At 72.3% G+C, this 24517-nt stretch carries 20 protein-coding genes, 1 pseudogene and 1 riboswitch; of the genes and pseudogenes, 8 read left to right on the plus strand and 13 right to left on the minus strand.

What is annotated here, in order from left to right:
- Window positions 1–118 precede the first annotated feature (118 nt).
- Window positions 119–249: riboswitch (FMN riboswitch) on the minus strand.
- Between the two features lie 214 nt (window positions 250–463).
- The 3 genes from AMK31_RS19615 (at window position 464) to AMK31_RS19625 (ending at window position 4657) form a co-directional block, all read left to right on the plus strand.
- Window positions 464–2809: a chitinase C-terminal domain-containing protein gene (locus tag AMK31_RS19615; RefSeq protein WP_073941878.1), complete on the plus strand. Its 2346-nt coding sequence runs from the start codon at window positions 464–466 to the stop codon at window positions 2807–2809.
- Between the two features lie 124 nt (window positions 2810–2933).
- On the plus strand, window positions 2934–3821 hold the full coding sequence (locus AMK31_RS19620; RefSeq protein ID WP_073942410.1) for an RNA polymerase sigma-70 factor: 888 nt from the start codon (window positions 2934–2936) through the stop codon (window positions 3819–3821).
- A gap of 86 nt (window positions 3822–3907) precedes the next feature.
- Window positions 3908–4657 (plus strand): SDR family oxidoreductase, encoded by a 750-nt coding sequence (locus tag AMK31_RS19625; protein ID WP_073941879.1) that lies wholly within the window; start codon window positions 3908–3910, stop codon window positions 4655–4657.
- Between the two features lie 717 nt (window positions 4658–5374).
- On the opposite strand, the pseudogene AMK31_RS42425 reads toward AMK31_RS19625, so the two are convergent.
- Window positions 5375–6262, minus strand: a pseudogene (locus AMK31_RS42425) (ROK family transcriptional regulator); the annotation flags it as partial.
- 169 nt (window positions 6263–6431) lie between these two features.
- Between AMK31_RS42425 and AMK31_RS19635 the strand changes: the two are divergent.
- A complete protein-coding gene (locus AMK31_RS19635; protein WP_073941880.1) occupies window positions 6432–7643 on the plus strand; it encodes an MFS transporter in 1212 nt (403 codons plus the stop codon).
- Here the strand turns inward: AMK31_RS19635 and AMK31_RS19640 are convergent.
- On the minus strand, window positions 7603–8064 hold the full coding sequence (locus tag AMK31_RS19640; protein WP_073941881.1) for an acyl-CoA thioesterase: 462 nt from the start codon (window positions 8062–8064) through the stop codon (window positions 7603–7605). The genes AMK31_RS19635 and AMK31_RS19640 overlap by 41 nt on opposite strands.
- A 197-nt stretch (window positions 8065–8261) precedes the next feature.
- On the opposite strand from AMK31_RS19640, the gene AMK31_RS19645 reads away from it, so the two are divergent.
- The gene (locus tag AMK31_RS19645; protein ID WP_073941882.1) at window positions 8262–9650 is read left to right on the plus strand and encodes a uracil-xanthine permease family protein; all 1389 of its coding nucleotides are present in this window, start codon (window positions 8262–8264) and stop codon (window positions 9648–9650) included.
- Between the two features lie 7 nt (window positions 9651–9657).
- Here the strand turns inward: AMK31_RS19645 and AMK31_RS19650 are convergent, their stop codons facing one another.
- Window positions 9658–10806, minus strand: a complete 1149-nt coding sequence (locus tag AMK31_RS19650) for a glycoside hydrolase family 6 protein (RefSeq protein WP_073941883.1) — start codon at window positions 10804–10806, stop codon at window positions 9658–9660.
- A gap of 203 nt (window positions 10807–11009) precedes the next feature.
- On the opposite strand from AMK31_RS19650, the gene AMK31_RS19655 reads away from it, so the two are divergent.
- Window positions 11010–11696: a DUF5995 family protein gene (locus AMK31_RS19655; RefSeq protein ID WP_073941884.1), complete on the plus strand. Its 687-nt coding sequence runs from the start codon at window positions 11010–11012 to the stop codon at window positions 11694–11696.
- Between the two features lie 99 nt (window positions 11697–11795).
- On the plus strand, window positions 11796–12725 hold the full coding sequence (locus AMK31_RS19660; protein ID WP_073941885.1) for an LLM class F420-dependent oxidoreductase: 930 nt from the start codon (window positions 11796–11798) through the stop codon (window positions 12723–12725).
- 12 nt (window positions 12726–12737) lie between these two features.
- Here the strand turns inward: AMK31_RS19660 and AMK31_RS19665 are convergent, their stop codons facing one another.
- From AMK31_RS19665 to AMK31_RS19680, 3 genes are all read right to left on the minus strand, one after another.
- Window positions 12738–14435, minus strand: a complete 1698-nt coding sequence (locus tag AMK31_RS19665; protein WP_073941886.1) for a flavin monoamine oxidase family protein — start codon at window positions 14433–14435, stop codon at window positions 12738–12740.
- 85 nt (window positions 14436–14520) lie between these two features.
- The gene (locus tag AMK31_RS19670; RefSeq protein ID WP_073941887.1) at window positions 14521–15309 is read right to left on the minus strand and encodes a carbon-nitrogen hydrolase family protein; all 789 of its coding nucleotides are present in this window, start codon (window positions 15307–15309) and stop codon (window positions 14521–14523) included.
- Between the two features lie 622 nt (window positions 15310–15931).
- Entirely contained in the window at window positions 15932–17128 is a 1197-nt protein-coding gene (locus tag AMK31_RS19680; RefSeq protein ID WP_073941889.1) for an MFS transporter, read from the minus strand.
- Window positions 17129–17388: 260 nt separating this feature from the next.
- On the opposite strand from AMK31_RS19680, the gene AMK31_RS19685 reads away from it, so the two are divergent.
- On the plus strand, window positions 17389–17847 hold the full coding sequence (locus AMK31_RS19685; RefSeq protein ID WP_073941890.1) for a hypothetical protein: 459 nt from the start codon (window positions 17389–17391) through the stop codon (window positions 17845–17847).
- Window positions 17848–17875: 28 nt separating this feature from the next.
- On the opposite strand, the gene AMK31_RS19690 is transcribed toward AMK31_RS19685, so the two are convergent.
- From AMK31_RS19690 to rpe, 7 genes are all read right to left on the minus strand, one after another.
- Window positions 17876–18328, minus strand: a complete 453-nt coding sequence (locus tag AMK31_RS19690) for an Lrp/AsnC family transcriptional regulator (RefSeq protein ID WP_073941891.1) — start codon at window positions 18326–18328, stop codon at window positions 17876–17878.
- A gap of 10 nt (window positions 18329–18338) precedes the next feature.
- Window positions 18339–19796, minus strand: a complete 1458-nt coding sequence (locus tag AMK31_RS19695) for an amino acid permease (protein ID WP_073941892.1) — start codon at window positions 19794–19796, stop codon at window positions 18339–18341.
- Between the two features lie 233 nt (window positions 19797–20029).
- On the minus strand, window positions 20030–20527 hold the full coding sequence (locus AMK31_RS19700) for a GNAT family N-acetyltransferase (RefSeq protein WP_073941893.1): 498 nt from the start codon (window positions 20525–20527) through the stop codon (window positions 20030–20032).
- 71 nt (window positions 20528–20598) lie between these two features.
- The gene (locus AMK31_RS19705; protein ID WP_073942412.1) at window positions 20599–22041 is read right to left on the minus strand and encodes a GuaB1 family IMP dehydrogenase-related protein; all 1443 of its coding nucleotides are present in this window, start codon (window positions 22039–22041) and stop codon (window positions 20599–20601) included.
- Window positions 22042–22173: 132 nt separating this feature from the next.
- Window positions 22174–22488 carry a barstar family protein gene (locus AMK31_RS19710; protein ID WP_073941894.1) on the minus strand — a complete coding sequence of 105 codons (315 nt, stop codon included), beginning with the start codon at window positions 22486–22488 and terminating at the stop codon, window positions 22174–22176.
- A 190-nt stretch (window positions 22489–22678) separates the two neighbouring features.
- Entirely contained in the window at window positions 22679–23722 is a 1044-nt protein-coding gene (locus AMK31_RS19715; RefSeq protein ID WP_073941895.1) for a sugar-binding transcriptional regulator, read from the minus strand.
- Between the two features lie 78 nt (window positions 23723–23800).
- Entirely contained in the window at window positions 23801–24487 is a 687-nt protein-coding gene (gene rpe, locus AMK31_RS19720) for a ribulose-phosphate 3-epimerase (protein ID WP_073941896.1), read from the minus strand.
- Window positions 24488–24517: the final 30 nt, after the last annotated feature.

Here is a 24517-nt window from a genome sequence, read left to right on the forward strand (position 1 = left end):
GACTCCGGGGCTGTCGATGACGACAGAAAGTACGGGCGACGACACCGGGAGCGACGCCGACAAAAACCCGTCCCGAAAGGGACGAGCCAATACGGCGGCGCGCACGAATGCCCGCCCGCCGCGCACTGCCTCCCATCCGGACTTTAACCGTCGGTCCAGGAATTTCACCTGGTCAACCGGCCGCTGGAGGCGACCGGGTCGCGGACTGTAACCGCCGGTTCGGACTTTCACCGACCCCGGAGTGCGCTGCTACTGGTACAGGGCCAGTTTGCCACGCCCGATCGACGTCCATACGGGCGAGCGGTGTGGGGTGGCTCACAGCGCGCCCGTATGGACATTCCGAGCGTTTCCGGTAACGCCAACTCCCCCGTTCTCACCCGCACTTCAGATTGGTCCATACCTATTGACTCACTGGTCTAGTCCTCTCTAGGGTCTGCGCAACTTCCGTGGAGAGGAACCGACTGTGCTGTCCCCCTCACGTCACCGGGCCAGACCCGCCCTGCTCGCGGCCGCCGGGGCCGTCGCGGGTCTGCTGCTCGCCGGCCTCCCGGCGACCGTCTCGCACGCCGCCGACCAGGAGTCCTGTCGCCCCGACGGCCTCTACAAGACCCCCGGCGTCGACGTCCCCTACTGCTCCGTCTACGACGCCGACGGCCGGGAGAAGATGGGCGCCGACCACCAGCGCCGGGTGATCGGCTACTTCACCGGCTGGCGTACCGGCAAGGACGGCACGCCCGCGTACCTGGCCTCGGACATCCCGTGGGACAAGGTCACCCATCTCAACTACGCCTTCGCCCACATCGACGGCGGCAACAAGATCTCCGTCGGCGCGGACGGCCCCACGAACGCGGCCACCGGCATGACCTGGCCGGGGGTCAGTGGCGCGGAGATGGACCCGGAGTTCTCCTACAAGGGCCACTTCAACCTGCTGAGCAAGTTCAAGAAGCAGCACCCGAACGTCAAGACGCTGGTCTCCGTGGGCGGCTGGGCCGAGACCGGCGGCTACTTCGACGACAGCGGCAAGCGCGTGAACTCCGGCGGGTTCTACTCGATGGCCACCAACGCCGACGGCTCGGTCAACCAGGCCGGCATCGACACCTTCGCCGACTCGGCGGTCGCCTTCATCCGCAAGTACGGCTTCAACGGCGTCGACATCGACTACGAGTACCCGACCACCATGAAGGACGCGGGCAACCCGCTCGACTGGTCCTTCGCCAACGCCCGCCGCGCGGGTCTGGTCAAGGGCTACGCGGCGCTGATGAAGACCCTGCGGGAGAAGCTGGACCGCGCGGGCGCCGCGGACGGCAGGCACTACCTGCTGACGGTGGCGGCCCCCTCGTCCGGCTACCTGCTGCGCGGCATGGAGACCTTCCAGGTCCAGAAGTACCTGGACTACGTCAACATCATGTCGTACGACCTGCACGGCGCCTGGAACGAGTACGTCGGCCCGAACGCCTCCCTCTTCGACGACGGCAAGGACGCGGAACTCGCGGCGGCGAACGTCTACGGCAGCCAGCAGTACGGCGGCATCGGCTACCTGAACACCGACTGGGCGTACCACTACTTCCGCGGCTCCATGCCGGCCGGCCGGATCAACATCGGCCTGCCCTACTACACGCGCGGCTTCAAGAACGTCCAGGGCGGCACGGACGGCCTGTGGGGCAAGGCCGCCGCCACCACCTGCCCGGCCGGCTCCGGCCTGACCAAGTGCGGTGACGGCGCGGTCGGCATCGACAACCTGTGGCACGACAAGGACGACAACGGCAAGGAGTCCCCGGCCGGCTCCAACCCGATGTGGCACGCGAAGAACCTGGAGAAGGGCATCGTCGGGGACTACCTGACGAAGTACGGCTTCCCCGCCGACACCCGGCTCACCGGCACCTACGCCCGCAAGTACGACTCCACCCTGGTCGCGCCGTGGCTGTGGAACGCCGAGAAGAAGGTGTTCCTCTCCACCGAGGACGAGCAGTCGGTGGCCGCCAAGGCCGACTACGTCGTGGACCGCGGCATCGGCGGCACGATGATCTGGGAGCTGGCGGGCGACTACGGCTGGAACGCGGCCAAGGGCCAGTACGAGCCCGGCTCCACGCTCACCTCGCTGATGTACGACAAGTTCAAGTCGGCCGCCCCGTACGGCGCGAAGGTCTCGAACAAGGAGCTGCCCGCCAAGGCCGTCGACATCGGCGTGGAGTTCGGGGAGTTCAAGCTCGGCGACTCCAACTACCCGATCACGCCCAAGGTGAAGATCACCAACAACACGAAGACGACGCTGCCGGGCGGTACGGAGTTCCAGTTCGACTACTCCACCGCGGCCCCGGCCAACGCCTCCGACCAGTCGGGCTTCGGCACCAAGGTGATCAGCAGCGACCACACCGGGAACAACGTCGGCGGGCTGAAGGGCGACTTCCACCGCGTCTCGCTGAAGCTGCCGGCCTGGCAGTCGCTGGCGCCCGGCGCGTCCGTGGAGCTGTCGTTCAACTATTACCTGCCGGTGTCCACCCCGTGGAACTGGACGGTGAACATCGCCGGCACGACGTACGCGCTCGCCGGGAACCTGGCCCGTGGCACCACGGTCGTGGAGCCGGGCTCGGGCACCACGCCCACGCCGGACCCGACGAACCCGACCCCGACACCGACCCCGACGCCCGGCGCCTGCACCGCCCCGGCGTGGAACGCCGGCTCGGAGTACGGCGGCGGCTCGACGGTGTCCCACAAGTCCCACACGTGGAAGGCCAAGTGGTGGACGAAGGGCGAGGAGCCCGGCACCACCGGCGAATGGGGGGTCTGGCAGGACCTGGGCGCCTGCTGATCCCGGACGGACGGGCCCGGCGGCGGTGACGACGGCCCTTGCCCGCCGCCGGGTCTCACCAGAGCCACCCCGCACCACCCTGCCGGAGCGCCGCGCGGCGTACCGCTCTGGCAGGGTGATCGTCATGACGAGCGCGATCGCCGACGAGTTCGAACTCCACCGGGGCCGGCTGTTCGGGCTGGCCTACCGTCTGCTCGGCTCCGCCGACGAGGCCGAGGACGCCGTCCAGGACGCCTATCTGCGCTTCAGCGGCACCGACCGCGCGCGGATCGAACAGCCGGGGGCCTGGCTCGCCAAGGTCGTCACCAATCTCTGCCTCAACCGGCTGACGTCCGCCAGGGCCCGGCGCGAGCAGTACGCCGGGCCCTGGCTGCCGGAACCCGTGGGCACCGCCGACGGCACCCTCGGGCCACTGGAGTCGGCCGAACAGCGGGACGCCGTGTCCATGGCACTGCTGGTGCTGCTGGAACGGCTCACGCCGGCCGAACGGGCGGTGTACGTGCTGCGGGAGGCGTTCGGATACGGCCACCGGGAGATCGCCGAGGTGCTGGAGCTGGGCGAGGCGAACTGCCGGCAGCTGTACCGGCGGGCGGTACGGCGGGTCGCGGCGCGGGAACGCCGGTTCGAACCGGAACCCGAGCGGCAGCGGGAGCTGGTCGCGTCCTTCCTCACCGCCGCGCGCGAGGGCGATCTGGGCGGCCTGGAGAAGCTGCTCTCCGCCGACGTGACCTGGTGGAGCGACGGCGGGGGCAAGGTCTCCGCGGCCCGGCGGCCGCTCGAGGGCCGCGAGAAGGTGCTGCGCTTCCTCGCGGGCGGCTCGCAGCGGTTCGCGGCCGGGTTCACCTACACGCTCGTCGAGGTCAACGGCGGGAGCGCGCTCGCCGCGTGGGCGGACGGGACGCTGGTCGCCGTGGTGTCCTTCGAGTCCGCGGACGGACTGATCACCGAGGCGTGGGCCGTGGTCAACCCGGACAAACTGGCCTTCGTAGGGCGCCAGCTCGCTCACCGGTAGGCGGTTGTCACATTCCGCGGGGGCTGCCCGGTCTCCAATGCGGAGGCGTTCCGGCCGGGAGCGCCCCGCGTGAAGGGACCGACAGCATGACCACGATCCTGGTGACCGGCGGTACCGGAACCCTCGGCCGGCTCGTCACGGAGCGGCTGCGGGCGGACGGACACGAGGTGCGGGTGCTCAGCCGGCACGCCCAGCCGTACGCCGTCGACCTGCGGGCGGGCGGTGGCGCGCTGGACGCGGCGCTGGCGGGAGTGGACACGGTCGTGCACTGCGCGAGCTCCCCGCGCGGCGGCGACGAACAGGCGGCCGGTCACCTGATCGCGGCGGCCCGGCGGGCGGGCGTCGGCCATCTGCTCTACATCTCGATCGTCGGCGTCGACCGGGTGCCGTACGGCTACTACCGGTCCAAGCTCGCCGTCGAGCGGCTGGTCGAGGAGTCGGGGATCGGCTGGACCGTGCTGCGGGCGACCCAGTTCCACGATCTGCTGGTCCAGGTGTTCCAGGCGCTCGCCAAGCCGCCGGTGATGGCGCTGCCGGCCGGGGTGCCGGACCAGCCGATCGCGGTGGCGGAGGTCGCCGACCGGCTGGCGGAACTCGCCCTCGGCGGACCGGCCGGGCGGGTCCCGGACATGGGCGGACCCGAGGTGCGGTCGCTGGAGTCCCTGGCCCGGGCGTACCTGGCGGCGACGGGGCGCCGGCGACGGCTGCTGCGGGTGCCGCTGTGGGGCTCCGCGTACCGCGCCTTCCGCGCGGGCGGCCATCTCACGCCCGGACGGGCGGTGGGCAAGGGCACGTTCGAGGAGTACCTGGCGGCCCGCTTCGGGAGCGGCCGGTAGGCCGGCCGGCCCGTACGGTCATCTCTCCGGCGGTGTGAACAGCTCGTCCTGGGCGCGGTCCCGCGCGGTCAGCAGCGCGCCGCGCAGCACCGCGCCGCCGCCGAGGACACTCGTCCGCACCTCGGTCGCCAGCGGCGACATCCGCCGGACCCGCGCCTGAACCCGAGCGGCCAGCTCCGCTCCCCCGGCCTGCCCGATCTCGCCCCCGAGCACCACACAGCCCGGATCCAGCACAGCGGCGACGGAGGCGACCCCGACGGCGATCCGGTCGGCGAGGGCGTCGAGAAAACGAGCCCCGGGGTCCGAGGGACCGCCCGCACCGGCGCCGGGATCACCGGCCTCGCCTCCCCCGACGGCCGTCGGCGCAGTTGCCGGGGAACCCGGCGCCCCGGCCTGACCCCGACCGCCGACCGACGCACTCGCCGGCAGGCCCGCCGCGCGGGGCCCGGCTCCCACCGCGTTCCCGGCGCCCCGGCCGGGACCGGGCACCACTCCGTTCGCGGCTCCCGGATCGCCCCCGGCGCCACTCACGGAATCCGCCCCGGCACCGGCCGAACCCTCGGAGCCCGAACCCCGCCCGGCTCCCGCCACCCCCTCGGCGCCTCGGCCGGAGCCGGGGCTCGCCGTATCCCCGGAGCCGGGGCCGGACCCGACACCCGCCGCGCCCCCGGAGCCCGGCCCGGGGCCGAAGCCCGGCCCGCCCCCGAGCCCGCGCACCGCCGCTCCCACCAGCTCCGCCGCCCACGGGCCGGCGCCCGCGTGGGGCGCGGTCAGCCCGTGCCGCAGCGCGAGGCTCTCGATGGCCGACGCGCCCGCCAGGGAGTGGAAGCCGCCCTCGCAGTCCGTCGCCGACGGCAGGCCGCTCGTCCCCGGTACCGGCAGGAAGCCGATCTCGCCGGTGCCGCCGGAGGCGCCGCGGCGGAGGTTGCCGTCGAGGACGACCGCCGCGCCGGTGCCGTGGCCGAGCCAGAGCAGGACGAAGGTGTCGCGGTCTCGGGCGGCGCCGTCGCGCTGTTCGGCCAGGGCCGCGAGGTTGGTCTCGTTCTCGACGATGACGCGGGCCTCGGGGAGCCGTTCCTGGAGCGCGGCGACGAGGCGGCGGTGCCAGGCGGGCAGGCCGGTCGAGTCGCGCAGCTCGCCGGTCGCGGGGTCGATCAGTCCGGGCGCGCCGATCCCGACGGTGTGCAGCCGGTCCGCGCCGGCCTCCTTGGCGACCCGCTCGACGAGGGCGACCGCCTGTTCCACCGCGGGCCCGGTCCCGGTGCCGTCGCCGATCGGCACGGACGCCTCGGCGAGCACCCGGCCGAGCAGGTCGGAGACGACCACGCTGACGCTCTCGGTGCGCACGTCGAGCGCGGCGAGGTGGGCGCGGTCGGCGACGATGCCGTACAGCCTGGCGTTGGGGCCGCGCCGCTGCTCGCCCGCCTCACCGACCACGGCGACGAGTCCGGCGGCGGTGAGGCGTTCGACGAGGTCGGCGACGGACGGCCGGGACAGTCCGGTCAGCTGTTTCAACTGCCCCGCCGTCAACGGGCCCTCCTGCTGGAGCAGGCGCAGGGCGAGCCGGTCGTTGATGGCCCGGGCGGTGCTCGGGGATGCGGGCATGCCGGGATCCTCCCAGACGGTCGGGCCCGCGCTGCGGGCGGTCATGAGAATACGCCCTATCTATCAGGCAGGCTTCCTGATAGTTTACGGCCGCAGAAACGGCGCCCCCGCGAAGGGCGGCGGCGGCACGGCGCGGATGGCGCGAACACGCCCGGGGAGGGGCCCGACAATGAGTGAAGTGGTCTACGAGCAACGCGTCGTGCGGCGCGCCCGTTACGCCGTGGCCGCCGTGTTCACCGTGCACGGGGCGGTCACCGGCTCGTTCGCGACCCGGGTGCCGTGGATCCAGGACCACGCCGGTGTGAGCGCGGGCCAGCTCGGCCTCGCCCTCGCCTTCCCCGCGCTCGGCGCGTCCGTGGCGATGCCGCTCGCGGGCTGGTTCAGCCACCGCTTCGGCGCCCGTACGGCCCTGCGCGGGCTGCTGGCGCTGTGGACGCTGTCGCTGACCCTGCCCGCCCTCGCCCCGAACCTGGCCACGCTCTGTCTGGCCCTGTTCGTCTACGGCGCCACGGCCGGCATGTCGGACGTGGCGATGAACGCCCTGGGCGTGGAGGTGGAGAACCGCCTCGACCGGTCGATCATGTCCGGCCTGCACGGCATGTGGAGCGCGGGCGCCCTGCTGGGCTCGGCGGCCGGCACGCTCGCCGCGCACCTCGGCTCCGACGCCCGGCTGCACCACACGCTGGCGGCCGGTGTGCTGACCGTGGCCGGCCTGGTGGCCTGCGGCTGGGTGCTGGACCTCCAGCCCGCCGAGGACGAGGAGCCGCCGCCCCGGTTCGCGCTGCCGCCCCGCTCGGCGGTGCTGATCGGCGCGGTCGGGTTCTGCGCGGTGTTCGCGGAGGGGGCGAGCCTGGACTGGTCGGCGGTGTATCTCCGTGACGAGCTGGGCACCTCGGCCGGTCTCGCGGCGGCCTGCACGACCGGGTTCACGTTCACCATGGCGGTCGCCCGGATCGCGGGCGACAAGGTGGTGGACCGTTTCGGCGCGGTGCGGACGGTCCGCTGGGGCGGCGTGCTGGCGACCCTCGGCGGTCTGCTGATCGTCGTCGGCGGGCATCCGGCGGTGGCGATGTCCGGGTTCGCCCTGATGGGGCTGGGCATCGCCGTGGTGGTGCCGCTGTGCTTCGCGGCGGCGGGCCGCAGCGGCTCGAACCCCAGCCTGGCCATCGCGGGCGTCGCCACGATCACCTACACCTCGGGGCTGGTCGCCCCGAGCGCGATCGGCGGGCTCGCCCAGCTGACCAGCCTGGTGGTGTCGTTCGGGCTGGTCACCGTGCTGTCCTGCGGGCTCGCCGTCTTCGCCGGCGTGCTGCGGTCCGGTGACCGGGGCCGCCCGAAGGTCAGCGCTGCGGACGCAGCAGTTCCCGGCCCGCGGCCCTGAACCGCTCGCTCCAGGGGGCCGGGCGCATGGTGCCGGCGTCCAATCGGACCAGCACCCGGCTGCCCTGGGCGTAGGTCACCGTCCCGTCGGCCGAGCAGAACCGGAACCCGTAGGTGAGGCCCGTGGTGCCGAGCCGGTCCAGCCAGAGGTGGACGGCGTAGCCGCCCGGCCTGGTCACCGGCGCCTCGTAGCTGATCCGCAGTTCCCTGACGGCGTTGCAGGCGTCGCCGGCGGCGGCCCAGTCGCCCTCGAAGGTCACCCCGTGCTCCTGCCACAGCTCGGTCCAGGCGCGCTCGACCAGGACCGGGTAGCGGGCGTTGTGCAGCAGCCCGAGCGCGTCGAGGTCGTCGAAGTGGACGGTGACGGGGATCAGCCGGCCGTACGGCAGGGCGGGGGCGGCCGGGGCTTCGGCGGTGGTCATGGGCGGGGCTCCAGGGACGTACGGGATAGGTGCCCAGTACATGAAGTGCCGGGGCGCGATCATCCTAAGCGCCCGCTTTCAGCCGGCCGCCAGCGGCTTCGTCCCACCCCGAGCAGGCGCTCAGATGTGCGAAGCACCCCCGTCCACCCCTGACAATGGTCCGGACGAAGCTGCCCGCACGACGAAAGCGACACCCCATGGATCTCGGCGTCCGCTGGAAACTGCACGGCGACGGACGCTCTCCGGCCCCCGGAGCCGTCGTCCACCCCGACGAACGGCTCTCCTGGCCGCGTACGGCCGGACTCGGCGCCCAGCACGTGGTGGCCATGTTCGGCGCGTCCTTCGTGGCCCCGGTCCTGATGGGTCTCGACCCGAACCTCGCGATCATGATGTCGGGCGTCGCGACGATCGTGTTCCTGCTGGCCACGCGCGGCCGGGTGCCCAGCTACCTGGGCTGCTCGCTGTCCTTCGTGGGCGTCGCCGCGGTGATCCGCGCCCAGGGCGGCACCAGCGCCACGGTGACCGGCGCCGTCTTCGTCGTCGGGGTCGCGCTGTTCCTGGTCGGCCTCGCCGTGCAGCGGTTCGGGGCGCGGATCATCCACGCGGTGATGCCGCCGATCGTCACCGGCGCGGTGGTCATGCTGATCGGCTTCAACCTGGCCCCCGTGACCGCCTCCACGTACTGGCCGCAGGACCAGTGGACGGCGCTGCTGGTGATGCTGTTCACCGGTCTGGCCGTAGTGTGCCTGCGCGGTTTCTGGTCCCGGATCGCGATCTTCCTCGGCCTGGTCTTCGGCTACGGCATCTCCTGGGTCTTCGACCTGGTCTTCGGCAAGATCCACTCCGTGGACGGCAGCGGCAAGGTCACCGACCACTGGCGGCTGGACTTCTCCGCCGTCGGCCAGGCCGACTGGATCGGTCTGCCCTCCTTCCACGGCCCGTCCTTCGAGTGGTCGGCGGTCCTGGTCGCGCTGCCCGTCGTGATCGCCCTGGTCGCGGAGAACGCCGGGCACGTCAAGGCGGTCGGCGAGATGACCGGCGAGCGGCTGGACGACAAGCTCGGCACGGCGATCTCCGCCGACGGCGTCGGCTCCATGCTGTCCACCGCGTTCGGCGGCCCGCCCACCACCACGTACTCCGAGAACATCGGCGTGATGGCCGCGACCCGCGTCTACTCCACCGCCGCCTACTGGGCCGCCGCCGCGTTCGCCCTGCTGTTCGGCGTCTGCCCCAAGTTCGGCGCGGTCGTGGCCGCCATCCCGGGCGGCGTGCTCGGCGGCATCACCGTCATCCTGTACGGCATGATCGGCCTGCTCGGCGCGCAGATCTGGATCAACGCCAAGGTGGATCTGCGCAACCCGCTGAACCTGGTGCCGGCCGCGGCGGGCATCATCATCGGCGTCGGCAACGTCTCCCTGGAGATCACCGACAACTTCTCGCTCAGCGGGATCGCGCTGGGCACCCTGGTCGTCATCACCGGCTACCACGCGCTGGGCGCCTTCGCCCCCGCCCACCTCAAGGCGCAGGAGCCCCTGCTGGACGAGGGCACGTCCAGCTACGACACCGAGGACACCAAGTCGTCGTAGCCGTCTCTCAGCGCGCCAGGTCGTAGGCGTACGACGGGGTGAACGTGCCCGGCGCCCCCTTGCAGCCGTCCGACTCCCCCGGCAGCTTCACCCACAGGTAGGCGTCGATGCGCTCCTCACCGGTGTTCAGGGTCGGGGCGCGGCCGAGTCTGCGGCCCGCCGGGTCGCACCACTGGCCGTCGGCCGGGGCGCCGTTGCCGTTCCTGCTGGTGTCGATGACCGCGCCCAGGCCCGCCGGGCCGCCGAGGGCGTCCAGCACCCGCCGGTCGTAGGCGATCTCGTCGGCCGTGCGGTGGAAGTTGGAGACGTTGCTGAAGACGCCGTCGGAGGAGGCGGCCGAGGCGGCGCCCGCCTGGCGCAGCAGTCCGGCCTGTTCGGCGGCAGGGCGCCAGCCGGAGTGCCCGGCGTCGTGGTAGACGCGGGCCTCGGGGTTCGCCTTCTTGAGCACCCGTCCCGCGCGGGCCAGCGAGGCGAACCTGGCGGCGCGGTCCGCGGCGGAGAGGCAGTCGGCCTGGGCGACCGCGTCGGGCTCCAGGATGACGATGACCTCGCCGGAGCCCAGCCCGGCGGCGAACCGGTCGATCCACGCGTCGTAGGCGGCGAGGCCGGGGGCCCCGCCCTGTGAGTGGCCGCCGCAGTCGCGGTCCGGGATCGCGTACGGCACCAGCACCGGCACCCGGCCCTCGGCGGCGGCGCCGGAGGTGACCGCCGCGACCCGTGAGGTGATCGTGGATGGTGTGAAGTCGGCGAACCACACCGAGGCGGGCTGATCGGCGATGCGCTGCCGGATCACGTCGCGGCGCGGGTCGTCGGGGTTGGCGCGCACCCAGTCGAGGACGTGGGAGTCGGGGTGGCGGTAGAGCCGCCCGGCCGCCGGGGCGCTGTGCTGCTCCCGGGTGGCGCGGGGCGTCGCGGTGGCGGACGGCCGCCGCTCGGACGGCGGCCCGGTCGAGGACGACGAGGGCGAGGCGGAGCCGGACGGTGCCGCCGACCGCGGGGACGGCGACGGCGGCGGCTCGACCGGCGGCGGGTCCGGCCGTGGCGAGAGGGTCCGCTCGGTGCTGGTCGCCTCCTCGACGGGCGGCCGGTCGTCGAACGCGGACCTCAGTCCGGTCACCGCGCCGGCCGCGACCACGACCGAGGCGGCCACCACCATCGCGTTGCGCCGGACGGCACGCCTGCGCGCGGCCCTGCGCTCGGCCAGCCGCCGGGCACGTAAGCCTGACACCTGCTCTTCCCCCCTCGTGTCGCCGTCTCCCCCACGGCTCACTCCCCCGTGCGACGAACCCGTTCCCCCGTTCTGGGGAAGCGCCGGGCCCGTCGGCACCGCGGCAAGCGTAAGGCTGGGACGCTGCCCCCATGGCGCAGTTGGAACACTTCACCACTCCCGTCGACGCGGTCGTCTCCCGGATGCGCGCCCTCGACGCGTCCCTGCCCCCTCGGGACGGGGTTGCGGTCTTCAACCGCGTCTACCTCGCGGTGACCGAGGCGGTCGACCACCGCATCGACGCGGGCCGGTTCCCGGACCCGCTGGCCGCGATGACGCTGGACGTACGGTTCGCGGAGCGGTACCTCGCGGCGGTCGACGCGGTCGCCGAGGAGCGCCGCCCGCCGGCCTGCTGGCGGCCGCTGTTCCAGTTCCGCCGCCACCCCGGCGTACGTCCGCTGCAGTTCGCGCTGGCGGGCATCAACGCGCACATCGGGCACGATCTGGCGCTCGCCGTCGTGGACGCCTGCCGTACGCTGGGATGCGAACCGGCCGATCTGGAGGATGAGTTCGACCGCGTGGGCGACCTCCTCGTGACGCTGGAGGAGCGCATCCGCGAGGATCTGATGCCGGGCCCCGATCTGCTGCAGATCGCCGACCCGCTCACCCATCTGCTCGGCGCGTGGAGCCTGGACCGGGCCCGGGACGCGACGTGGGCGGCGGCGCGGGCGCTGTGGGCGATGCGCCGACTGCCCGATCTCACGGCGGAGTTCGTCGAGCGGCTGGACGCGGCGGTGGGGTTCGCGGGACGGATGATGCTCACTCCGCTACCGGACTGATCAAGCCAACCGCTTTACGCTCACCAGGCAACTCCCCATTGAATCGTTGTAAGTTGAATGACCTCTTCGGCGTCGCTCACGCAAAGGAGCACACGGGACATGGCGATTCGGCTCGGCCTCGGACTGCCCCAGGCACGGCACTACGACATCGGCCGCGACGTACCCGAGGTGGCACGCGCCGCGGAGCGCGTCGGCTACGAGAGTCTGTGGGTGTTCGAGCGCGCGTTGTTCCCCGAACCCGCGACCCAGGGGCTGTACGGCATCGAGGGCCTGCCGTGGCCCGAGTTCTACCGGCATGTCGCCGACCCGCTGGTCACGCTGACGCTCGCCGCGGCGGCCACCGAGCGGGCCAGTCTCGGCACCAGCGTGCTGGTGGCCCCGCTGCACGTGCCGTTCCAGCTCGCCAAGACGCTCGCCACGCTGGACGCGGCGAGCGGCGGCCGGGTGGTCGCCGGGTTCGGCACCGGCTGGTCCGTCGACGAGTACGCGGCCGCCGGCATCCGGCCGTTCGCGGAGCGTGGCCGGGCCCTGGACGAGCTGCTGGAGGTGTGCCGGGCGGTGTGGGGCCCGGACCCGGTCGCCCACGACGGCGAGACCACCACGATCGCCTCCGCCGCGGTCGGTCCCAAGCCCGCCCGGCCCATCCCGGTCCTGCTGGCCGCGTCCAGCCCGAAGGCCCAGCGGCGGCTGGTGGACCACGCCGACGGCTGGCTGCCGGTGGCGATGGACGCCGGCGCCCTCGCCGAGCAGTGGCGCCGGCTCCAGGACCTGGCGGCCGAGCGGGGCCGTACGGCTCCCCTGCGGACGGTGCTGCGGGTCAACGCGCAGTACACGCCGCGGACGTACGACGGCTCCGACCGCCGGCCCTTCCAGGGCAGCGTCGACCAGATCGTCGCCGACCTGGTCCCGTTCGCGGAGATCGGGCTGGAGGAGATCATGATCGACTTCCTGGGCGTGCCGCGCGACGCCCGGGAACTCGTGGACCTGGCCGCGCAGGTCTACGACAAGGCCCGCGCGGCCGGTGTCTGAGCCGGACCCGGCTCAGTCCTCGGGCAGCTCGACCGGCGCGATCTCGTCGTACACGTCACCGGGGCCCGGGTTGGTCGGGTCGGTGGTGCCGCCCAGGTGGTGCATGACGCCCCAGACCGCGTTCAGCGCGGTCTGGACGGCGCCCTCGGCCCAGCCGGCCGTCCAGGAGATGTCGTCGCCGGCGAGGAAGATGCCCCGCTTGTCCTCGGGCAGCCGGTCCTGCATGAAGTGGGTGAACAGGCGCCGCTGGTAGCGGTAGTGGCCGGGCAGGTTGGCCTTGAACGCGCCCATGAAGTAGGGCTCGTTCTCCCAGGAGACCGTCACCGGGTTGCCGATGATGTGCTTGCGGATGTCGACCTTGGGATAGATCTCGCCGAGCGACTTCAGCATGACCTCCATCCGCTCGTTCGCGGACAGCGGCAGCCACTTCAGGCTGTCGTCGCACCAGGTGTACGACAGGCAGATGACGGCGGGCTTGTCCGGGCCGTCGTCCAGCAGGTAGGTGCCGCGGGTCATGCGGTCGGTGAGCGTCATCGACATGACGTCCCGGCCGGTCTCCTCGTCCTTGTCCAGCCAGAAGGGCCGGTCGACGGGGACGAAGAGCTTGGAGGACTCCATGTAGTGGGTGCGCTCGATCGCCGTCCAGTGGTCGATCGGGAACAGCGAGTCGTCGCAGGCGATCTTCGACAGCAGCATCCAGGACTGGGCGGTGAAGATCGCCGCCCGGTAGGTGCGGATGTCGCCGTTCGCGTCGGTCACCGTGATCCGGTTGCCGGCGGTGCGGTTCAGCCGGGTCACGGCCGGGCGGGGCTCGCCGTTCTCGTGCAGCTTGGCGAGCGAGGTGCCGTACGCCCAGTGCGTGATCTTCTCCGGCTCGCGCTCCCACAGGCGCAGCGGCAGCTGCTGGGAGCCGCCGACGATGCCGCGGTGGTGGTCGTCGGCCTCGGTGTAGACGACCCGCAGGATCTCCAGGATGGAGTTGGGGAAGTCGGTGTCCCAGCCGCCGGTGCCGAAGCCGACCTGGCCGAAGATCTCGCGGTGCCGGAAGGACTTGAACGCCTCGGAGTCGCAGAGGAAGCCGTAGAACGTCTGGTTGTCGAGCTTTTCGACGAGCTGCGACCAGATCTCCCGGATGCGCGGGACGTCCCGCTCGCGCATCGCCTGGTTCATGTCGGAGAAGTCGGCGCCCTCTTCGAGGCACTTGTTCCAGGCCTCGGCGACGTCGCGGTAGACCTGCGGGAGGTCGTCGATCGTCTCCGCGTAGTGGCTCTCGCCCTTGAGGTCGACGACGGTCGACGGGGTCGCCTCGGCGAGGGGGTTCGGGAACGGCCGGGTCTCGAGTCCGACGAGGTCGATGTAGTGCTGGAGGGCGGTGGAGGACGGCGGGAAGCGCATCGCGCCCATCTCGGCGGTCAGCGCCGGGTCGCAGCCGTCGAAGCCGACGGTGCGCAGCCGGCCGCCGATCTGGTCGGCCTCGTAGACGACGGGCTTGAGGCCCATCTTCATCAGCTCGTAGGCGGCGACGATGCCGGACAGGCCGCCACCGATGACCGCGACCTCGGTGCCGTGCTCGGTGGCGGGCACCTGGCCGAGGCCCGCCGGGTGGGCGAGGAAGTCGTCGTACGCGTAGGGGAAGTCCGGGCCGAACATGGTGATCGGCGGCTGCTGCTCGTCGGCGTGCTCGACGGCGTTGGGCACCGTGGACGTCATGGGGTACGGACTCCTTGCGCGGAATTCTTGCTCAGAAAGCGAGAAGAGAAGCGGGGGGGCGGGGGGAGGGCGGGGGGCCGGGGCTTCAGAGGAGGGACCCGTAGAGGGCCGGGCGGCGGTCCTTCAGGTACGGGTTCGTCTCGCGGGAGGCGGCGAGGGCGACGGGGTCCACGTCGGCGAGGACCAGCTCCTCGGCGCGGCCGGCCCGCGTGCGGGCGACGCCGTCGGGTCCGGCCAGGGTGGAGAGCCCGACGAACTCGAACTCCCCTTCCGCGCCGACCCGGTTGACGTAGGCGACGTACATCTGGTTCTCGAAGGCGCGCACCGGGACCAGGTGTTCGGCGACGAACTGGAACGGGTGCATCTGGGCCGTCGGCACCAGCAGCAGGTCGGTGCCCGCCAGCGCGTGGGCGCGGACGTTCTCCGGGAACTCCACGTCGTAGCAGATCATCAGGCCGATCCGCAGCCCGTCCAGCTCCGCCTGGACCACCGGCTGCTCGCCCGGCGTGAACTGGTCGCGCTCGAAGCAGCCGAAGAGGTGGGTCTTGCGGTAGTTGGCGAGGCGGGTGCCGTCGGCGGAGATCAGCTGGACGGAGTTGAAGACGGTCGCGCCGGCACGCTCCGGGTAGCCGTACGCGACCGCCAAGCCGTGGCGGGAGGCGAGCTCCGCGATCGCGTCGGCCGATTCGCCGTCGGCGGGCTCGGCGAGGCGGGCGACGTCGTCTCCGATGGCGTAGCCGGTGAGGAACATCTCCGGCGCGACCAGCAGTCCCGCGCCCGCGGCGGCGGCCCGGCCCGCGGCCTCGTCGAGGACCTTGAGGTTCTCGACGGTGGAACCGGGGCGGCCGGAGCTCTGGAGCAGGGCGATGCGCATGCGTGTTCCTCACCGGGACGGATGGGTGTGGGGGACACGTAGACGGTACGGGCGGCGGAGTCGGGCGGACAAGGAGGAGCCGTTGCGCGCTCGTGCGCGGTTCGTTGCGTCCGTGCGGGGCGCGGCGGCGATTCGTTGCGCACCCCGAGTCGTACGGCCGGTCGCCCTCGGGGCACACGGCCGGGCCCGGTCCTCCGCCGGGTGGCGGAGGCGGGGTGACGCCCTCGGCGCGATGTGGCGGGGGTGCTCCGCGGGAAGAGTGGTGACCGTTCGTACCACCGGCTCTCACCTGCGGAAATCCCGGAAAGAACCCGTCATGAAGCGTCGTACGAGGACCGCCGCGTCCGGTGTCGCCCTTGCCCTGCTGCCGGCCACCGGCGCGACGGCCGGCACCGCCGTCGCGGAGAAGCGGGAGGCCGCAGCGCTGACCGGCACGGCCAAGCTGTACCGGTCGGCCGGGGACGACATCACCTTCACCTTCGACGCGCATCTGGCGGCGAAGGACACCGCCGCCCCGACGCCACTACCTCGACGGGAAGGGCGCCCGGGCCGAGGCGGAGGGACTGCCCAAATGCGTGGGGTCCGCCCCCCTTCGAGAAGGTCGAGCAGGTGACGGGCGACTTCACGGTCGTGCCGTGGCGGCCCCGGCTCTGGTCAACAGCAGCGCCGTCACCAGGTACGGCACCGCGAACAGCGCGAAGACGGTGCCGTGCGCGGCCGATCCGCCGAGTGCCGCGTAGCCGCCGTACACGGCGATCGTGGCCAGCTCGGTGCCGAGGCCCGCGACCGAGGTGAGCGTGGCGCGCTCGCCGTCCTGGATGCGGTGCTGGAGCCGGGTGTCGGCGAGGACGGTGGCCAGCTGGAAGCCGCCGAAGGCGACGGCAACGAGACCGAGGCCGGCCGGCGTGCCCAGCCCGGCGCCCACGGCGAGGGCGAGCGCGGCCCCGGCGAGCACTCCGGCGAGCCCGTGCCCGCCGAGGCCCGCGGCGCGTCCGGCGAGCAGGCTCCCGGCGGTGGCGCCCGCCCAGATCAGCATGATCAGGTAGGGCACGAGTTCGTCGGGCACCCCGGTCTCCCGCACCAGTAGCGGCGTGTACTCGTCGAGCGCGCCCCACACCGCGCCGACGGCGGGGACGAGCAGCAGCGCGCCGCGCAGGGACCGGTCGCCGCGGGCGGCGGCGAGCCCGGACCGCAGGGTGGCGGCCCAGCCGTCGTCGCCCTCGGCCGCCGGCGTTCGGTGCTCCGGGAACCGGGTGGCCGTCGCCGCGGTCAGCAGGGCCGCCAGGACGCTGGCCGCGCCGACCGCCGCGTAGCCGCCGAGCGCGAACACCGGCCCGGCGAGCCCGACCGCGGCGACCGTGGCCAGGAGGCGTGCCGCGTGGGAGCGGCCCATGACCCGGGCGTACCGGTCGGCCGCGCCGAGCCGGTCCAGCTCCTCGTACACCAGGGCTTCCAGGGCGCCGGAGCCGAGCGCTCCCCCGGCGCCCCACAGGACGAACCCGGCCGCGAAGGCCCAGTACGACGGGACCAGCACCCACAGGGCGAAGCCGACGGCGGTGAGCAGCGGGCCGAGCCACAGCAGCAGCCGGCGTGAGAAGGCGTCGGCCCAGGCGCCGGAGGGGACCTCCAGCAGGACGCCGGTCACCGACCAGAGGGCGAACAGGGAGGAGATCTGCCAGAGCGACAGTCCGGTGTCGGCGAACAGCAGCGCGTACACCGGGTAGAGCAGGACGAAGTCTTCGAGGAACGCGTAGCCGTACAGCGTGGCCGTGAGGCGGCGGACGCCGGTGCCGGGCACGCGTGCGGGTGAGAGTGTCATGAGGCCTTCCCACTGGGACGGATCGGACGCCGGGGGTACGGCGTCCGAGGCGGCCCTCGGGAGGCACGGCGGGTGGATCAATGTCGCCAGGTCATGGCACCGATGGTAGGCGGGACCTGCGCGCCCGCGCAGGATTCCCGGCGATCCGGCGGCTCCGCCGCACGGCTACCCGGGTCCGCCTCGCGGAGGAGGCCGTCGCCCGCACCGGGGCGCGAGACTTCCTCACGACAAGCCGAATCCGCCCGCCGAAGGGGTCCTCCATGAATGCCGCCGACCGTCTCGCCCTGCCGTTCGTCGACCGGCACGGCACGGTCGTCGCGGCGGGCGCCGACGCCGTCTGGAGGGCGCTGGGCGAAGTCCTGGACCGCTCGTGGGCGGGCGGCGGGGCGGCAGGGTACGCGCGCCTGGTGGGCTGCGCCGACCGCACGGCGTCCGGGCCCCGGCCGCTGACAGAGGGTTCGGCGCTCGCGGGGTTCAGGGTGGCCGCCGCGGATCCGGGCCGGGAGCTGGTCCTCGTCGGGCGCCACCGGTTCTCGACGTACGCCCTGATCTTCCGCCTTCACGAGGCGGGCCCGGGACGCACCGTGCTGCGGGCCGAGACCCGGGCCAGGTTCCCCGGCCCGGCGGGTGCCCTCTACGGGCGGCTCGTCATCGGCTCGGGCGGCCACGCGATCGGCGTACGGCGGCTGCTGGCGGCGGTCCGCCGCCGGTCCGGATGAGAGCGGTCGGGCCGGCAGGCACGATCGCTCAGGTCGGCGACCCGGACGAGAAGCGCCGCAGCAGCGGGGACAGCACCAGCACCGACTTGGTGCGTTCGACGAACGGCTCCCCGGCGATCCGCTCCAGGACCCGTTCGAAGTGCCGCATGTCGGAGGCGAAGACCTGGGCGATCGCGTCCGCCTCCCCGGTGACGGTGGAGGCGGCCACGACTTCCTGGTAGCGCTCCAGGCCCCGCTGGATGGTCTCCGGCGAGGTGTTGCGGCGGCAGTAGATCTCGACGAACCCCTCGGTCTCCCAGCCGAGCGCCGACGGGTCCACCCGGACGGTGAATCCGGTGATGGCCCCGGTGGCGCGGAGCCGGTCCACGCGCCGTTTCACGGCCGGGGCGGACAGTCCGACCAGTTGACCGATGTCCGCGTAGGAGCGGCGGGCGTCCTCGGCGAGGGCGTGCACGATGCGTTCGTCGAGATCGTTCAGCACAGTGGGGTGTTCACTTCTCAGGTGTTGCGAGACGGGACCGGCGATAGCCGTAGAGGAAGTAGAACACGAGACCGGCGGCCATCCAGAACCCGAAGACGACCCAGGTGACGGTGTCGAGGCTGAACATGTTGTACGCGCAGAAGAGGAAGCCCAGCACCGGCAGGACGGGGCCGAACGGCACCTTGAAGGTGCGCTCCAGCTCCGGGCGCTTGTAGCGGAGCACGATCACCGCGATGTTGACCAGGGCGAAGGCGAACAGGGTGCCGATGCTGGTGGCGTCGACGAGCTTGCCCAGCGGGATCAGGGCGGCGAGCACACCGCAGAACAGGGAGACGACGACCGTGTTCAGACGCGGCGCGCCGGTCTTCGGGTTGATCTTGCCGAGCGCCTTGGGGACCAGGCCGTCGCGGGACATCGCGAAGAGGATGCGGGTCTGGCCGTAGAGCACGGTGAGCACCACGCTGGCGATGGAGATGACCGCGCCCAGGGCGAGCAGCGTGCCCCAGAAGGTCTGGCCGCTGACGTCGTTCATGATCGCGGCGAGGGAGGCCTCGGAGCCCTCGAACTTCGTCCAGTGCCAGGCGCCGACGGCGACACCCGCGACCAGCACGTACAGCGCGGTGACGATGATCAGCGAGAGCATGATCGCGCGGGGCAGGTCCTTCTTCGGGTCCTTCGCCTCCTCACCGGCGGTGGAGGCGGCGTCGAAGCCGATGTAGGAGAAGAACAGCGTGGCGCCGGCGGCGCTGACCCCGGCCATGCCGAGCGGCATGAAGTCGGCGTAGTTGCCGGACTTGAAGCCCATGAAGCCGACCGCGCAGAACAGCACCAGCGCCGCGATCTTCACCGCGACCATGATGGTGTTGGCGCGGGCGGACTCCCGCACCCCGCCGAGCAGGAAGACCATCGCCAGCAGGACGACGATCAGCGCGGGCAGGTTGATGACGCCGCCCTCGCCGGGCGCGGAGGACAGGGCGGCGGGGATGGTGACGCCGATCGTGCCGTCGAGCAGTTCGTTCAGGTACTCGCCCCAGCCGACGGCGACGGCGGCCACCGAGACGCCGTACTCCAGGACCAGACACCAGCCGCAGACCCAGGCGACCAGCTCGCCCATCGTTGCGTACGCATACGAGTACGAGGAACCGGCGACCGGGATGCTGCCCGCCAGCTCGGCGTAGGACAGGGCCGAGAAGAGGGCCGTCAGACCGGCGATCACAAACGCCAGGGTGACCGCGGGGCCGGCCTCCGGGACGGCGTCGCCGAGGACGACGAAGATGCCGGTGCCGAGCGTGGCACCGATGCTGATCATGGTGAGCTGCCACAGTCCCAGGGAGCGGCGCAGCGCGCCTCCCTCACCCTGGCCGCCCTCCGCGACCAGGCGTTCCACAGGCTTGCGGCGCAGCAGGCGCGCGGCGACGCCCGGGCCTGGCTGGGTGGGGTTCTGCGGGGGTGCGCCTTGGTCGAGCACGCGCTGGCTCCTTCTCGCTGCCGTTCAGGTCGGACGGGGTCCGGCGGTACCCCGACGACAGCCGGAACCCACCGAGCGGGGTCCCCGCCACGCCACGTACAGCGCAGCACTCTATGGCTGGGGCGTTGCGGCTGTAATGCAGCAACCTTGCGCATGCCCGCAAGATCATTGCGTTCCTGGGGGCGGGGCGGGGGTTCGTTGCGCGGGGGCTGTCGAGTGTTGCGTCGCGTTGCTCAGTGGAGGGTTTTGACGAGGAACGTGCAGGAGTCGGCCTGCTCCCGCTGGATGCCCTGTTCGTCCAGGTACGTCCACCGGTCGACGTAGGCCACCGCGGGCCGGTATCCGAGCCGTCCGTAGAGGGCTTCGGCACGCTCGTTGCCGCGGCCGACACCGAGGCCCATGACGGCGATGCCGCGCTCGGCCGCCAACCGCTCGGCGGTGCGGATCAGGGCCGTGCCGATGCCCCGGGAACGCAGGGACGGTGGCGACACGAGGAGGCCGTTGATCTCCGGGCAGCCGGGCTGGACGGCCCGCACCTCGGGCGCCGCACAGCCGGTCCAGCGCACCTCCGCGTGACCCACGGGCCGCCCGTCCAGCCACGGGACGAGACAGCTGCTCTCCCCGGCCTCCTGGCGGGCGAAACGGGCGGCGTGCGAGCCGCCGACGCTGTTCGACGGCAGAAGGCGCTCCAGCGCCTCCAGGTCCTCGGCGCGGCACACGGTGATCTCCATGGACCCGACCGTACGGCGCCGGAAACGCCGAAGGCCCCCGGTTTCCCGGGGGCCTTCGACCAGGGATCGGGTCAGCTCCAGCTGGCGTGCAGCGGCTTGCCCTCGGCGTAGCCCGCGGCGCTCTGGATGCCGACGATCGCCTTCTCGGCGAACTCCTCCAGGGAGCCGGCACCGGCGTAGGTGCAGGAGGAGCGGACGCCCGCGATGATCGAGTCGATCAGGTCCTCGACGCCCGGGCGGGCCGGGTCGAGGAACATGCGGGAGGTGGAGATGCCCTCCTCGAACAGCGCCTTGCGGGCGCGGTCGTACGCGGACTCCTCGGACGTGCGGTTGCGCACGGCACGCGCGGAGGCCATGCCGAACGACTCCTTGTAGGCGCGGCCGTCGGCGTCGTGCTGGAGGTCGCCCGGGGACTCGTACGTGCCGGAGAACCAGGAGCCGATCATCACGTTGGACGCGCCGGCCGCGAGGGCCATCGCCACGTCGCGCGGGTGACGGACACCGCCGTCGGCCCACACGTGCTTGCCGTACTTCTTCGCTTCGGCGGCGCACTCCAGCACCGCGGAGAACTGCGGCCGGCCGACGCCGGTCATCATCCGGGTGGTGCACATGGCGCCGGGGCCGACGCCGACCTTGACGATGTCGGCGCCCGCTTCGATCAGGTCCCGCACGCCCTCGGCGGAGACGATGTTGCCCGCCGCGATCGGCACCTGCGGGTCGAGCGCGCGGACCGTGCGGATCGCGCTGATCATCGACTCCTGGTGACCGTGCGCGGTGTCGATGACGAGGGTGTCGACGCCCGCGTCCAGCAGCTGCTTGGCCTTGCCCGCCACGTCGCCGTTGATGCCGACGGCGGCGGCGATGCGCAGCTTGCCGTTCGCGTCGGTGGCCGGGGTGTACAGGGTGGCGCGCAGGGCGCCCTTGCGGGTGAGGATGCCGGCGAGCCTGCCGTCCTTGTCGACCGCCGGGGCGTAGCGCCGATTGTGGTGGTCGAGGGTGTTGAAGGCCTCGCGCGGGTCGATGTCGGCGTCCAGCAGGAGCAGGTCCTTGGACATGACCACTTCGAGCTGGGTGAAGCGGTCGACGCCGGTCAGGTCCTGGTCGGTGACGACACCGACCGGGCGGTGGTCCTCGTCGACGACGACACCGGCGTTGTGCGCGCGCTTGGGCAGCAGGGCGAGTGCGTCGGCGACGGTCTGGTGCGGGGCCAGCACGATCGGGGTGTCCAGCACCAGGTGGCGGCTCTTGACCCAGGAGACGACGTCGGTGACGACCTCGATCGGGATGTCCTGCGGGATGACCACGAGGCCGCCGCGCCGGGCCACCGTCTCCGCCATCCGGCGGCCGGCGATGGCGGTCATGTTGGCGACGACGAGCGGAATCGTGGTGCCCGTGCCGTCCGGGGAGCTGAGGTCCACGCCCTGGCGGGAGCCGACCGCGCTGCGGCTCGGCACCATGAACACGTCGTCGTACGTCAGGTTGTACGAGGGCTGGATGTCGTTGAGGAAACGCACGTGCTGCACATCCCAGTCGATCAGAGGTGGCCCCCGGACAGGTCAGCCAGGGGGAAAGAGCACGTACTTCATTCTCCCATGCCGCCCCCTCGGCGACGTACGGGCAGTTCATCCAGGCTGGTCAGGAAGGCGTTAGGAGGATCCTCCAAGCGCGAGGTGGACGGAGAGCGCCGAAGTGTGGTCCGCCGCCTGGCCGAACACCTCCTGGGCGGTCCGCCACTCGTCCGGCCGGGCCTGCGCGTACCCCTGCCAGTTCCGTACGACGACCAGCAGTCCCCGCTCGACGGCGTCCTCCGGCCAGAGGGTGTGGTCGCCGAGGCTGTCGGCGAGCGCGTCCCAGTTCCGGCCGAACCAGTCGGGCAGGTCCAGTGCGCGGGCGCAGCGGTCCATGAGGCCCGCCTTGTCGGTGATCCCGGCGAGATCCAGGCTGACCACGCGTTCCGTCATCTCGGCACCGCCCTGAACGAGTCGTAGTGATCGTCGGTGTAATGGATCCCGCCGAGACCGGCGCGGAGATGGCGCGGAGACGGACGAGGACGCCGGGTACGGGCCACGGCCGCATGCCGTCGATGCTGCCACGGCCGCATGCCGTCGATGCTGCCACGGCCGTGCCCGGCTCACCCGCCGCCCGCGTCCGTCAGTGTCCGTCCGGGTCCGCCCGGTTGAGCGCAGGCTTCGGCGTCGGCCCCGCCGTCATCAGGTAGTCCGCGGCCGAGGTGTCCGTGACCAGGCTGGTGACCAGCCCGGACCGCAGCACCGCGTCGATCGCGGCCGCCTTGCGCTGGCCGCCCGCGATCGCCACCACCTCCGGGATACGGCGCAGCTGGTCGGCCTTGACCGTGATGCACCGCTCGCCCAGGTCCCGGCCGATCCGGCGGCCGTCGGCATCGAAGAGGTGCGCGGACATCTCGGCGGCGACACCGAGCGAGGCGTAGTGCGCCCGCTCCTCGTCGCTGAGCATGTCGTGCACCGTCGAGATGCCGGGCTCCCAGGAGCCGATGGAGACACAGGCGACCGTGACCTTGTCGAAGTACTCGAAGGCCCGGGCGATCCCCGTCTGGTTGCGCAGCGCCACCGCGGTGGCCGCGTCCGGCAGCAGCATCGGCGCGTAGATGGGGTGGGCGTCGCCGCCCGACACCTGCGCGGCACGCCGCACCGCCTCCACCGAGCCGCGCTCGGCGGTCCCGGCGTCGTACACCCCCGTCAGCTGCACCACCGTGCAGGGCGGCAGCCGGTCGAGGGCGGCCGCCATGTGGATGGTGGACCGGCCCCAGGCCAGACCCAGCACGTCACCCTCGTTGACCAGCTCGCCGAGCAGGTCGGCGGCCACCTCCCCCAGGTTCTCGGGGTCGGGTGTCTCCTCCGCCTCCGCCGGGGACTCGACCACGACGGCGTGCCTGAGGCCGTAGCGGGCGCGCAGCGCGTCGGAGCGCTCCGCGTCCAGCTCGGCCGGCACCCGGATCTCGATACGCACGAGATCCCGTTCGAGGGCGGTCTCCAGGACCCGGGCCACCTTGAAGCGGCTGACGCCGAACTCCTCGGCGATCTGGATCTTGGACTTCCCCTCGAGGTAGAAGCGGCGGGCCATGGCCGCCGCCTGCACCAGCTCAGCGGGTCCCATCCGCATGGCTGACCGGCCCGCCGACATACCCGACACGGCGATCTCCTCACTGCTGTTCACACTCTGGATTCGCCGTTCATCCTTGCAGATCCGGCGCGCTTGATCAGCCCTGATGGGAGCCGTTCACGTTCCTGACGCTCAGTGGTCGCACGCCCACGAGGCCTTGGCCGTGGCCGCCTGAGCCTGGTTGCGTAGTGCACGTACCGCCTCGGCCGGGTCGGACGCGCCGTAGACGGCCGATCCCGCCACGAAGACATCCGCGCCCGCGTCGGCGCACTGCTCGATGGTGGACTCCGCGACCCCGCCGTCGACCTGGAGCCACAGCTGCAGACCGTGCTTGCTGATCAACTCGCGGGTGCGGCGGATCTTGGGGAGCATGATGTCGAGGAAGGCCTGGCCGCCGAAGCCCGGCTCGACCGTCATGATGAGCAGCATGTCGAGCTCGGGGAGCAGGTCCTCGTACGGCTCGATCGGCGTCGCGGGCTTGAGCGCCATGGAGGCGCGGGCGCCCTTGGCGCGGATCTCCCGTGCCAGCCGTACCGGGGCGGCGGCCGCCTCGACATGGAAGGTGACCGAGGAGGCACCCGCTTCCACGTACTGGGGGGCCCAGCGGTCGGGGGCCTCGATCATCAGATGGCAGTCCAGCGGAGTGTCCGTCGCACGGGCCAGGGACTCCACCACCGGCACGCCGAGCGTGAGGTTCGGGACGAAATGGTTGTCCATCACGTCGACATGGAGCCAGTCGGCTCCTTCGACCGCCTTCGCCTCGTCGGCGAGTCTGGCGAAGTCGGCGGACAGGATGCTGGGGTTGATCTGCACGGCCATGACCCAAGCCTGCCATGCGCCAGGCCCTGC

This window comes from Streptomyces sp. TSRI0107, assembly GCF_001905845.1.
GTDB lineage: Bacteria > Actinomycetota > Actinomycetes > Streptomycetales > Streptomycetaceae > Streptomyces.

Coding starts and splice junctions, on each gene's coding strand:
- AMK31_RS19620 (WP_073942410.1), top strand. CDS start 2,934: ATGACGAGCGCGATCGCCGACGAGTTCGAACTCCACCGGGGCCGGCTG.
- AMK31_RS19625 (WP_073941879.1), top strand. CDS start 3,908: ATGACCACGATCCTGGTGACCGGCGGTACCGGAACCCTCGGCCGGCTC.
- AMK31_RS19635 (WP_073941880.1), top strand. CDS start 6,432: ATGAGTGAAGTGGTCTACGAGCAACGCGTCGTGCGGCGCGCCCGTTAC.
- AMK31_RS19640 (WP_073941881.1), bottom strand. CDS start 8,064: ATGACCACCGCCGAAGCCCCGGCCGCCCCCGCCCTGCCGTACGGCCGG.
- AMK31_RS19645 (WP_073941882.1), top strand. CDS start 8,262: ATGGATCTCGGCGTCCGCTGGAAACTGCACGGCGACGGACGCTCTCCG.
- AMK31_RS19650 (WP_073941883.1), bottom strand. CDS start 10,806: ATGGTGGTGGCCGCCTCGGTCGTGGTCGCGGCCGGCGCGGTGACCGGA.
- AMK31_RS19655 (WP_073941884.1), top strand. CDS start 11,010: ATGGCGCAGTTGGAACACTTCACCACTCCCGTCGACGCGGTCGTCTCC.
- AMK31_RS19660 (WP_073941885.1), top strand. CDS start 11,796: ATGGCGATTCGGCTCGGCCTCGGACTGCCCCAGGCACGGCACTACGAC.
- AMK31_RS19665 (WP_073941886.1), bottom strand. CDS start 14,435: ATGACGTCCACGGTGCCCAACGCCGTCGAGCACGCCGACGAGCAGCAG.
- AMK31_RS19670 (WP_073941887.1), bottom strand. CDS start 15,309: ATGCGCATCGCCCTGCTCCAGAGCTCCGGCCGCCCCGGTTCCACCGTC.
- AMK31_RS19680 (WP_073941889.1), bottom strand. CDS start 17,128: ATGACACTCTCACCCGCACGCGTGCCCGGCACCGGCGTCCGCCGCCTC.
- AMK31_RS19685 (WP_073941890.1), top strand. CDS start 17,389: ATGAATGCCGCCGACCGTCTCGCCCTGCCGTTCGTCGACCGGCACGGC.
- AMK31_RS19700 (WP_073941893.1), bottom strand. CDS start 20,527: ATGGAGATCACCGTGTGCCGCGCCGAGGACCTGGAGGCGCTGGAGCGC.
- AMK31_RS19710 (WP_073941894.1), bottom strand. CDS start 22,488: ATGACGGAACGCGTGGTCAGCCTGGATCTCGCCGGGATCACCGACAAG.
- rpe (WP_073941896.1), bottom strand. CDS start 24,487: ATGGCCGTGCAGATCAACCCCAGCATCCTGTCCGCCGACTTCGCCAGA.